Source organism: Kitasatospora sp. NPDC005748, from assembly GCF_040630735.1.
Taxonomy (GTDB): domain Bacteria; phylum Actinomycetota; class Actinomycetes; order Streptomycetales; family Streptomycetaceae; genus Kitasatospora.
Genome location: NZ_JBEXYD010000032.1, coordinates 84,943 through 94,729 on the forward strand (window position 1 = coordinate 84,943; position 9,787 = coordinate 94,729).

Sequence of the window (9,787 nt, forward strand, 5' to 3'; positions counted from 1 at the left end):
CCGGATCGTCCGGATGATGGCGGCGCCGGGCAACGGCGACGGCGCGGGGCTCAGGCGGTCGCGGCGAGCGGCGCCACCGCGGGCTTCTCCAGGTGGACCAGGCCCGGCCCGCCGTCGACCTGCTCGACGGCGGTCTGGCGGTAGCCCTGACGGGTGTAGAGGCGCAGGTTGCCCAGGCTGCGGTGGCCGGTGAACAGGCGGTACGCCGTCACCGGGCGGCCGTCGGCGGCGAGGCGGCGCTCCAGGGCCTCCAGCAGGCGGCCGCCGAGGCCGTGGCGCTGCATCCGGGGGTGGACGACCAGACGCCCTATCCGGCCGATGCCGTCGGGGCCGATCCGGCCGCGGACGGTGCCGACCACCTCGTCACCGAGCCGGGCGACCAGGACGTACTGCTCGGTGAGCTCCTCGCGCAGGCTCTCCAGGGTCTGCGTCAGCGGCTCCAGGCTCCAGTCGCCGTACAGCTCGGCCTCGCTCTGGTAGCCGAGGTACTGCAGCTTGAGGATCTGCTCCGCGTCCTCGGTGTCCGCCACCGAGATGATCACGCTCATGCCCATGTGCTGGGGCCTCCCCATCGTCGTGCCCGGCGCGCAGAGTGAGGGTGTCGCACCGGATGCCCTGCCGGAGATGTCCCGGCCGGGGATCGGTCCTGGCCGGGGGTGGCGCACGAACGCGCCCGTCCGGCGGCCCGGTGGGGCCACGGCGACGGCGACGCGCTCACGCTCAGTATCCGAGTGATCGCGCCGCCGTCAAGAGCCGCGTTCGCCAGCGCTCTACCCGCGCGTCAGCTGCTCTCAACCTTCCGGCCGTACGACGTGGCGAGGGTCACGTCGCACCGCCGGGGCGACGGCCGCGGGCCCGGGCCGGCTACGGATAGCGCTCGGCGTGCAGAACGGCCCGCAGGCAGGCGAGGCAGCGGGACCGGGTGGGGCCGATCGAGCCGCGCGGCATGCCGAGCCGCGCGGAGAGCTCGCGGTAGGTCGGCGGCGGGTCCTCGGCGAGGGCGGCGACGAGCTGCGGGCAGCGGCCCGGCAGGGCGGCCACCGCCGCCCGGACGGCGCGGCGCCGCAGCGCGGCGAGGACCTCGTCCTCGGCGGACGGGACGACGGGAAGGATGGTGCACATACCGTGCATGACCTGCTCCGGGCCGGGCCGGTTACGGCCGACCGGGCGTGAGCACCCGAAGGGGGCGCGGCGCTCGATCCGCCACGCCCCCTTCGAGGGGTACCGCTTCGGGGGTGTCAGCCCTGGACCCACTCCTCCTGGAGCGCCAGGTCGTCCTTCACCTCGGCGAGCTGGACGGCCACCGCCGAGGGGGCCGTGCCGCCGCGGCCGTTGCGCGAGGCGATCGCGCCGTGGACGCTGAGCACCGAGCGGACGTCGGGCGTCAGGTGCTCGGAGATCCGCGCGAACTGCTCGTCCGTCAGGTCGGAGAGCTCGATGCCCTGCTGCTCGCAGACCTTGACGCAGGCACCGGCGACCTCGTGCGCGACCCGGAACGGCACGCCCTGCTTGACCAGCCACTCGGCGATGTCGGTGGCGAGCGAGAAGCCCGCCGGGGCGAGCTCCTCCAGCCGGTCCCGGTGCACGGTGAGGGTGGCCATCATGCCGGTGAAGGCCGGCAGCAGCACCTCCAGCGTGTCGCAGGAGTCGAAGACCGGCTCCTTGTCCTCCTGGAGGTCCCGGTTGTAGGCGAGCGGCAGCGCCTTCAGCGTCGCCAGCAGGCCGGTCAGGTTGCCGATCAGCCGGCCGGACTTGCCGCGGGCCAGCTCGGCGATGTCCGGGTTCTTCTTCTGCGGCATGATCGAGGAGCCGGTGGAGAAGGCGTCGTGCAGGGTGATGAAGCCGAACTCCTTGGTGTTCCAGATGATCACCTCCTCCGCGATCCGGGAGAGGTTGATCCCGATCATCGCGGTGACGAAGGCGAACTCGGCGACGAAGTCGCGCGAGGCCGTCCCGTCGATGGAGTTGCCGACCGAGCCCCGCTCGAAGCCGAGGTCGGCGGCGACCGCCTGCGGGTCGAGGCCGAGCGAGGAACCGGCCAGCGCACCGGAGCCGTACGGGGAGACGGCGGTGCGCACGTCCCACTGGCGCAGCCGCTCGGCGTCCCGGCCGAGGGCGTGCACGTGCGCGAGGACGTGGTGGGCGAAGAGCACCGGCTGCGCGTGCTGGAGGTGGGTGCGCCCCGGCATGGCGGTGTGCGGGTGCTCCTCGGCCAGGCCGACCAGGGCGTGCTGGAGGTCCAGGATCAGCCCGCCGATGATCCGGGCGTGGTCGCGCAGGTACATCCGGAACAGCGTGGCGATCTGGTCGTTGCGCGAGCGGCCGGCCCGCAGCTTGCCGCCCAGGTCGGCGCCGAGCCGCTCCAGCAGGCCGCGCTCCAGCGCGGTGTGGACGTCCTCGTCGGCGACGGTGCCGGTGAAGGTGCCGGCCTCGACGTCGGCGAGCAGCTGGTCCAGCCCGGCGAGCATGCCGTCGAGTTCCTCGGCGCTGAGCAGCCCGGCCTTGTGCAGGACGCGGGCGTGGGCCTTCGAGCCGGCGATGTCGTACGGCGCGAGGCGCCAGTCGAAGTGCACCGAGGCGGAGAGCCTGGCGAGCGCCTCGGACGGGCCGTCGGCGAAGCGCGCGCCCCAGAGGCGCAGCTCAGGAGAGTTACTGGCGGCGGTCTGGTCGGCAGGCATCGCTGGGCTCCTTACAAGGTGGCGGGTCGGGGGCGGCCCCGGCCGCGAGGGGGCGCGGCCGGGGCCCGGCAGGTGGTCGGACGACCGGGCGGTCGGCTCAGCCGAGGTCGCGGCGGGCGGCGATCTTCGAGGACATCCCGAAGATCTCGATGAAGCCCTTGGACATCGACTGGTCGAAGGTGTCGCCGGTGTCGTAGGTGGCGAGGTTGAAGTCGTACAGCGACTGGTCGGACTTGCGGCCGTCGACGACGGCCCGGCCGGCGTGCAGCACCATCCGGATCTCGCCGGTGACGTGCTGGTTGGCCTCGCTGACGAAGCCGTCCAGCGCCCGCTTCAGCGGGGAGAACCAGAGGCCGTCGTAGACCAGCTCGGCCCAGCGCTGCTCCACCTGCCGCTTGTAGCGGGCGAGTTCGCGCTCGACGGTGACGTTCTCCAGGGCCTGGTGGGCGGTGATCAGGGCGATCGCGCCGGGGGCCTCGTAGATCTCCCGGGACTTGATGCCGACGAGCCGGTCCTCGACCATGTCGAGCCGGCCGATGCCCTGGGCGCCGGCCCGCTTGTTGAGCTCCTCGATGGCCTGCAGGACGGTCACCTTGCGGCCGTCGATGGCGACCGGGACGCCGGCGTCGAAGGTGATGACCACCTGGTCGGCCTCGCGCGGGGTGGCCGGGTTCTGGGTGTACTCGTAGACGTCCTCGATCGGGGCGTTCCAGATGTCCTCCAGGAAGCCGGTCTCGACGGCGCGACCGAAGACGTTCTGGTCGATCGAGTACGGGGACTTCTTGGTGGTGGCGATCGGCAGGCCCTTGGCCTCCGCGAAGGCGATCGCCTTGTCCCGGGTCATCGCGTAGTCGCGGACCGGGGCGATGCACTTCAGCTGGGGGGCCAGCGACTGGATGCCGACCTCGAAGCGGACCTGGTCGTTGCCCTTGCCGGTGCAGCCGTGGGCGACGGTGGTGGCGCCGTGCTTCTGCGCGGCGGCGACCAGGTGCTTGACGATGGCCGGCCGGGAGAGGGCCGACACCAGCGGGTACTGGCCCTGGTACAGGGCGTTGGCCTTGATGGCCGGGAGGCAGTACTCGTCGGCGAACTCGTCGCGGGCGTCCGCGACCTCGGCCTCGACGGCGCCGCAGTCCAGCGCCCGCTGGCGGATGACCTCCAGGTCCTCGCCGCCCTGGCCGACGTCGACGGCGACGGCGATGACCTCGGCGCCCGTCTCCTCGGCGATCCAGCCGATGCAGACGGACGTGTCCAGACCGCCCGAGTAGGCGAGTACGACGCGCTCGGTCACGGCTTTCTCCTTCACAACAGTGCGAACAGGCTTACGGCGATAGGCATAAGTATGCACTACACCGTATGGATTTCAAAACCCCTGCCGAGGAACGGGCGAACCGGGGTCACGGGGCGGTGCGTCGGGTGGGCGGAACGGGGCGGGCCCGGGTCGGCCGGGCCCGGCCGGGGGCTACTGGGCCTTGGCCTGGGCGAGCTGCATCAGGTGGTCGGCGAGGGCCTGGCCCCCGGAGGGATCGCGGCTGATCAGCAGGACGGTGTCGTCCCCGGCGATGGTGCCGATGATCTCGAAGACCTCGGCCTGGTCGATCGAGGAGGCCAGGAACTGGGCCGCGCCCGGCGGGGTCCGCAGGACGACGAGGTTGCCGGAGGCGGTGGCGGAGACCATGAGCTCGCCGGCCAGCCGGGCCATCCGGCCCTCGCTGGCCGACTCCCCCATCGGTGCGCGCGGCGTGCGGTCGCCGCCCTCGGCCGGGACGGCGTAGATGAGCGCGCCGTCCCGGTTGCGGATCTTCACCGCTCCCAGCTCGTCCAGGTCCCGGGAGAGGGTGGCCTGGGTGACCACCAGTCCGTCGTCGGCGAGCAGCTTGGCGAGCTGGCTCTGCGAGCGCACGGGCTGGCGGGTGAGCAGGTCCACGATTCGCCGGTGGCGCGCGGTGCGGGTCTGCGGGACCTGCGGCGTCGGACCGGCGGCGGGCTGGTCGGCGTGGGGAACGGTCATGTGATTATTCTCCCGGACTACGCTCGGCTCGCATCGGCCGGGGCGTTCTCCCGCACCGTCCGGAGGATCTCCGGCAGCGCGGCCAGGAAGGCGTCCGCGTCCTGCTCGGTGAGCACCAGCGGCGGCGCGAGCCGGACGGCGTCCGGGACGGCGGCGTTGACCAGGAAGCCGGCCTCCTGGGCGGCGGCCTGGACCTTCGCGGCCACCGGCGCGGTCAGCACGATGCCGAGCAGCAGGCCGGCCCCGCGCACGTGCGAGACCAGCGGGTCGCCGATCGCCTCGACCCCGTGCCGCAGCCGCTCGCCGATCTTGCGGACGTGCTCCAGCAGGCCCTCGGACTCGATGGTGTCGAGCACCGCGAGAGCCGCCGCCGCGACCACCGGATTGCCGCCGAAGGTGGTGCCGTGCTGGCCCGGGGTGAGCAGCTCGGCGGCCTCCCCGAACGCGAGCACGGCGCCGATCGGCAGCCCGCCGCCGAGTGCCTTGGCGAGGGTGACCACGTCCGGCTCGACGCCCTCGACGGCCTGGTGGGCGAACCAGTACCCGGTGCGGCCGATGCCGGTCTGGATCTCGTCCAGGACGAGCAGGGTGCCGGTGGCCCGGGTGATCTCGCGGGCGGCCCGCAGGTAGCCGTCGGGCAGCGGGATCGCGCCGTTCTCGCCCTGGATCGGCTCCAGGAAGACGGCCGCGGTCTCCGCGGTCACGGCCGCGCGCAGCGCCTCGACGTCGCCGAAGGGGACGTGGGTGACCTCGCCGGGCAGCGGCAGGAACGGCTCCTGCTTGGCGGGCTGGCCGGTGAGCGCGAGGGCGCCCATGGTCCGGCCGTGGAAGCCGCCCTGGAGGGCGACCACATGGGTGCGGCCGGTCCGCCGGCTGATCTTGAACGCGGCCTCGTTGGCCTCGGCGCCGGAGTTGCAGAAGAACACCCGGCCGTCCCGGCCCGAGAGCGTCAGCAGCCGCTCGGCCAGCGCGATGGTCGGCTCGGCCATGAAGAGGTTGGAGACGTGGCCGAGGGTCGAGATCTGCCGGGTGACGGCCTCGACGACCGCCGGGTGGCCGGTGCCGAGGGCGTTGACGGCGATGCCGCCGAGCAGGTCGGTGTACTCCTTGCCGTCGGCGTCCCACAGCTTGGCGCCCTCGCCGCGGACCAGCGGGATCCGCGGGGTGCCGTAGTTGTCGGTGAAGGCGTGCTGCCAGCGGTCGGTGAGCCGCTCGTTGCCGGTCGGCTGCGCGCTGCCGCTGTGCTGTGCGTCGGTCGTCATGCCAGTCCCCCGGTCACGGTCGCTTCGTCGTCCGGCACGACCATCGTGCCGATGCCCTCGTCGGTGAAGATCTCCAGCAACAGGCTGTGCTGCACCCGGCCGTCCAGGACGCGGGCGGTGCCCACGCCGGAGCGGACGGCCCGCAGGCAGCCCTCCATCTTGGGGAGCATGCCGCTGGCCAGCTCGGGCAGCAGCTCCTCCAGCTCGGTCGCGCTGAGCTGGCTGATCACGTCGTCGGAGTGCGGCCAGTCGGCGTACAGGCCCTCGACGTCGGTGAGGACGACGAGCATCTCGGCGCCGAGCGCCACCGCGAGGGCGGAGGCGGCGGTGTCGGCGTTGATGTTGTAGACGTGCCCGTCGGTGCCCCGGGCGATCGAGGAGATCACCGGGATCCGGCCGTCGGCGATCAGCGCCTTCACCGCGCCGGCCTCGATGTTGACGATGTCGCCGACCAGGCCGATGTCGACCTGCTCGCCGTCGACCACCGCGTACCGCTTGACGGCGGTCATGGTGTGGGCGTCCTCGCCGGTCATGCCGACCGCGAACGGGCCGTGGCCGTTGAGCAGCCCGACCAGTTCGCGCTGGACCTGGCCGGCCAGCACCATCCGGACCACGTCCATGGTCTCGGGGGTGGTGACCCGCAGGCCGTTGGTGAACGAGGACTCCAGGCCGAGCTTGTCGAGCTGGGCGCTGATCTGCGGGCCGCCGCCGTGGACCACGACGGGGTGCAGGCCGGCGTAGCGCAGGAAGACGACGTCCTGGGCGAACGCCGCCTTGAGGCTCTCGTCCACCATGGCGTTGCCGCCGAACTTCACGACGACGGTCTTGCCGTGGAAGCGCTCCAGCCAGGGCAGCGCCTCGATCAGCGTCATGGCCTTGGGCAACGCGGTGTTGTTGCGGGCCTGTTCGCCCTTGGGTGCGATCTGCACGTGTGTGGTCCCCGGCTCGGTCGGCAGGTGCGGCTGTGGCGGCTGTCAGCGGCTGTCAGGTGGAGTAGGCGCTGTTCTCGTGCACGTAGTCGGCGGTGAGGTCGTTGGTCCACACCGTCGCGGCGGCCTCGCCGGCGTTCAGGCGGGCGGTGATGACGATCTCCCGGCCGGTCATGTCGACGAGGTCGCGGTCCTCCCCGACGCTGCCGTCCCGGCAGACCCAGACGCCGTTGATGGCGACGTCGAGGCGGTCCGGGTCGAAGGCGGCGTCGGTGGTGCCGATCGCGGCCAGCACCCGGCCCCAGTTCGGGTCCTCGCCGTGGAGGGCGCACTTGAGCAGGTTGTTGCGGCTGATGACCCGGGCGACGCCGACGGCCTCCGCCTCGGTGGCGGCGTCGGTGACGTCGATCCGGATGTCCTTGCTCGCGCCCTCGGCGTCACCGATCAGCTGCCGCGCGAGGTCGGCGCAGACGGTGCGGACGGCCTCGTCGAACCCGGCCTGCTCCGGGGTGATGCCGGAGGCGCCGGAGGCGAGCAGCAGCACCGTGTCGTTGGTCGACATGCAGCCGTCGGAGTCGATCCGGTCGAAGGTGGTGCGGGTGGCGGCGCGCAGCGAGACGTCCAGGGCGGCGGCGTCGAGCGCGGCGTCGGTGGTCAGGACGACCAGCATGGTGGCCAGGCCGGGGGCGAGCATGCCGGCGCCCTTGGCCATGCCGCCGACCGTCCAGCCGTCCTTCGTCACCTGGGCGGTCTTGTGGACGGTGTCGGTCGTCTTGATGGCGATCGCGGCGGCCTCGCCACCGGCGGCGTCGAGCTGCCCGGCGGCGAGGGCGACACCGGGCAGCAGGATGTCCATCGGCAGGCGCAGGCCGATCAGGCCGGTGGAGGCGACGGCGATCTCGCCGGCGTTGAGCCCCAGTTCCTCGGCGGCCTTCTCGGCGGTGGCGTGGGTGTCCTGGAAGCCGAGCGGGCCGGTGCAGGCGTTGGCGCCACCGGAGTTGAGGACGACGGCGGAGACCTGACCGCCCTTGAGGACCTGCTCCGACCAGAGCACGGGCGCGGCCTTGACCCGGTTGCTGGTGAACACTCCGGCGGCGGCCAGCGACGGGCCGTCGTTGACGACGAGGGCGAGGTCGGGGGTGCCGGAGTCCTTGATCCCGGCGGTGACGCCGGCGGCCCGGAAGCCCTTGGCGGCGGTCACGCCGACGTTGACGTTCTTGGTCACGGTGCGACTCCGATCAGGGGAAGGCCGAGCTCCTCGGGCAGGCCGAGGGCGATGTTCATGCTCTGCACCGCGCCGCCGGCGGTGCCCTTGACCAGGTTGTCGATCGCGCTGATCGCGATGATCCGCCCGGCGCTCTCGTCCAGGGCGACCTGGACCAGGGCGGCGTTGGAGCCGTAGACGCTGCTGGTCTGCGGCCACTGGCCCTCGGCCAGCAGGTGGACGAAGGGCTCGTCGGCGAACGCCTCGGTGTAGGCGGCGCGCAGGGCCTCGCCGGTCACCCCGGGCTTCGCCTTGGCGGAGCAGGTGGCGAGGATGCCGCGCGGCATCGGCACCAGGGTGGGCGTGAAGGAGACGGTGACCGGCTCGCCCGCGACCGGGGTGAGGTTCTGCGACATCTCCGGGGTGTGCCGGTGCTGCCCGCCGACGCCGTAGGCGCTGACGTTGCCCATCACCTCGCTGCCGAGCAGGTGGGTCTTGGCGGCCTTGCCGGCGCCCGAGGTGCCGGAGGCGGCGACGATCACGGCCTCGGGCTCGGCGAGCCCGGCCGCGTACGCCGGGAAGAGCGCCAGCGAGACGGCGGTCGGGTAGCAGCCGGGGACGGCGATGCGGTTGCCGCCCTTGAGCGCGGCGCGGTGGCCGGGCAGCTCGGGGAGGCCGTAGGGCCAGGTGCCGGCGTGCGCGGAGCCGTAGAACTGCTCCCAGTCGGCGGCGGCCTTCAGCCGGAAGTCGGCGCCGCAGTCGACGACCAGGACGTTCTGGCCGAGGGCCTCGGCGACGGCGGCGGACTGGCCGTGCGGCAGTGCCAGGAACACCACGTCGTGGTCGGCCAGCACCTCCGGGGTGGTGGGCTCCAGGATCCGGTCGGCGAGCGGGATCAGGTGCGGCTGCAGGGTGCCGAGCCTGGTACCCGCGTTCGAGCCGCCGGTCAGCGCCCCGATCTCCACCTCGGGGTGGCCGAGCAGCAGGCGCAGCACCTCACCGCCCGCGTATCCGCTCGCACCGGCGACGGCGACTCGCAATGCCATGGCAGTTCCCTCCTTGGTCGGAGCATGAATATACGCATCACGGAACATTCATGCAAGGGAGTGCGCGGCGGACCGGCAGGCGGACCGCTCCACACCCGGGCGGCGGGGTGCGCCGTCCATCGCGGACGGCTCGCCACCCGTCGGCGCCATGAGCTTAGGTTACCCTTAGTTGATCGTCGGGCGGCGCGCCCCCGGCGCCGTCGGCCCGGCCCCCGGCCGGGTCACCGGCGGACGGCCCGCAGCACCACGAACTTCGGGTTGCCCGCGACGACTTCGCAGTTCCCGAAGAGGCGGCGCAGCTTGACGTGGTAGCCGAGATGACGGTTGCCGACCACCCAGAGTTCGCCACCCGGGCGCAGCGCCCGGCGGGCACCGGTGAACATCCGCCAGGCGGTGGCGTCGGTGGTGGCCTGGTGCGAGTGGAACGGCGGGTTGTTCAGCACCAGGTCGACCGAGCCGGCCGGGACGGCGTCCGTGCCGAGGGCGTCGGCGGTGAGGAACTCGGCGGGCGCCCGCAGGCCGAGGTTCTCCCGGAAGGTCGCCTCGGCCGAGGCGACGGCCGGGTGGGGCTCGTGGACGAAGACCAGCGCGGCGCCGGGGCTGGCGGGCGCCGCCGCGGTGCGGCCCAACCCGTGGCCGCCGCCGAGGTGGAAGACC

The 9,787-nt window shown here is 72.9% G+C and carries 10 protein-coding genes; all 10 read right to left on the bottom strand.

Annotation, left to right across the window (positions count from 1 at the left end):
• Nucleotides 1-50: 50 nt before the first annotated feature.
• Nucleotides 51-554: a GNAT family N-acetyltransferase gene (locus ABZ495_RS22715; RefSeq protein WP_329486856.1), complete on the bottom strand. Its 504-nt coding sequence runs from the start codon at nt 552-554 to the stop codon at nt 51-53.
• 310 nt (nt 555-864) lie between these two features.
• Nucleotides 865-1,122, bottom strand: a complete 258-nt coding sequence (locus ABZ495_RS22720) for a hypothetical protein (RefSeq protein WP_329486857.1) — start codon at nt 1,120-1,122, stop codon at nt 865-867.
• A gap of 116 nt (nt 1,123-1,238) precedes the next feature.
• Entirely contained in the window at nt 1,239-2,678 is a 1,440-nt protein-coding gene (gene argH, locus ABZ495_RS22725) for an argininosuccinate lyase (protein ID WP_329486858.1), read from the bottom strand.
• 97 nt (nt 2,679-2,775) lie between these two features.
• Nucleotides 2,776-3,969, bottom strand: a complete 1,194-nt coding sequence (locus ABZ495_RS22730; RefSeq protein ID WP_359807291.1) for an argininosuccinate synthase — start codon at nt 3,967-3,969, stop codon at nt 2,776-2,778.
• Between the two features lie 171 nt (nt 3,970-4,140).
• Nucleotides 4,141-4,689 (bottom strand): arginine repressor, encoded by a 549-nt coding sequence (locus ABZ495_RS22735; protein ID WP_329486860.1) that lies wholly within the window; start codon nt 4,687-4,689, stop codon nt 4,141-4,143.
• Nucleotides 4,690-4,706: 17 nt separating this feature from the next.
• Entirely contained in the window at nt 4,707-5,951 is a 1,245-nt protein-coding gene (locus ABZ495_RS22740; RefSeq protein ID WP_352290992.1) for an acetylornithine transaminase, read from the bottom strand.
• Nucleotides 5,948-6,823, bottom strand: coding sequence for an acetylglutamate kinase (gene argB / locus ABZ495_RS22745; protein ID WP_329492049.1), 876 nt, complete (start codon nt 6,821-6,823; stop codon nt 5,948-5,950). Before argB ends, ABZ495_RS22740 begins: the two co-directional genes overlap by 4 nt.
• 112 nt (nt 6,824-6,935) lie before the next feature.
• A complete protein-coding gene (gene argJ / locus ABZ495_RS22750; protein WP_359837726.1) occupies nt 6,936-8,105 on the bottom strand; it encodes a bifunctional glutamate N-acetyltransferase/amino-acid acetyltransferase ArgJ in 1,170 nt (389 codons plus the stop codon).
• Nucleotides 8,102-9,130: an N-acetyl-gamma-glutamyl-phosphate reductase gene (gene argC, locus ABZ495_RS22755; protein ID WP_329486863.1), complete on the bottom strand. Its 1,029-nt coding sequence runs from the start codon at nt 9,128-9,130 to the stop codon at nt 8,102-8,104. The genes argJ and argC overlap by 4 nt, the downstream gene beginning before the upstream one ends.
• Before the next feature lie 221 nt (nt 9,131-9,351).
• Nucleotides 9,352-9,787 (bottom strand): methyltransferase (locus tag ABZ495_RS22760; protein ID WP_359837728.1); only part of this gene is annotated, 436 nt, incomplete at its 5' end.

Bases quoted from the DNA above. Each gene is read 5' to 3' on its own strand.
- ABZ495_RS22715 (WP_329486856.1), bottom strand. From the start codon at position 554: ATGGGCATGAGCGTGATCATCTCGGTGGCGGACACCGAGGACGCGGAG.
- ABZ495_RS22720 (WP_329486857.1), bottom strand. From the start codon at position 1,122: ATGTGCACCATCCTTCCCGTCGTCCCGTCCGCCGAGGACGAGGTCCTC.
- argH (WP_329486858.1), bottom strand. From the start codon at position 2,678: ATGCCTGCCGACCAGACCGCCGCCAGTAACTCTCCTGAGCTGCGCCTC.
- ABZ495_RS22735 (WP_329486860.1), bottom strand. From the start codon at position 4,689: ATGACCGTTCCCCACGCCGACCAGCCCGCCGCCGGTCCGACGCCGCAG.
- ABZ495_RS22740 (WP_352290992.1), bottom strand. From the start codon at position 5,951: ATGACGACCGACGCACAGCACAGCGGCAGCGCGCAGCCGACCGGCAAC.
- argB (WP_329492049.1), bottom strand. From the start codon at position 6,823: ATGACGCTGATCGAGGCGCTGCCCTGGCTGGAGCGCTTCCACGGCAAG.
- argC (WP_329486863.1), bottom strand. From the start codon at position 9,130: ATGGCATTGCGAGTCGCCGTCGCCGGTGCGAGCGGATACGCGGGCGGT.